1 rRNA gene is annotated in these 555 nt (G+C 56.6%); it reads left to right on the forward strand.

The window, feature by feature from the left end:
• Positions 1–555: ribosomal RNA gene (locus WS40_RS10990) — 16S ribosomal RNA — on the forward strand; the annotation flags it as partial.

Raw genomic sequence — 555 nt, forward strand, 5'->3', positions numbered from 1 at the left:
AGCGAAAGCGTTAAGTATTCCACCTGGGGAGTACGCCGGCAACGGTGAAACTCAAAGGAATTGACGGGGGCCCGCACAAGCGGAGGAACATGTGGTTTAATTCGATGATACGCGAGGAACCTTACCCGGGCTTGAAAGTTAGTGACGGATGCCGAAAGGTGTCTTCCCTTCGGGGCACGAAACTAGGTGCTGCATGGTTGTCGTCAGCTCGTGCCGTGAGGTGTCGGGTTAAGTCCCATAACGAGCGCAACCCCTATCGTTAGTTACCAGCACGTGAAGGTGGGGACTCTAACGAGACTGCCGGTGTAAGCCGAGAGGAGGGTGGGGATGACGTCAAATCAGCACGGCCCTTACGTCCGGGGCGACACACGTGTTACAATGGCAGGTACAGAAGGCAGCCAGTCAGCAATGACGCGCGAATCCCGAAAACCTGTCTCAGTTCGGATTGGAGTCTGCAACCCGACTCCATGAAGCTGGATTCGCTAGTAATCGCGCATCAGCCACGGCGCGGTGAATACGTTCCCGGGCCTTGTACACACCGCCCGTCAAGCCATG

The sequence above is a fragment of the Ruminococcus sp. N15.MGS-57 genome, from assembly GCF_000980385.1.
Classification (GTDB): Bacteria; Bacillota; Clostridia; order Oscillospirales; family Ruminococcaceae; genus Hominimerdicola; species Hominimerdicola aceti.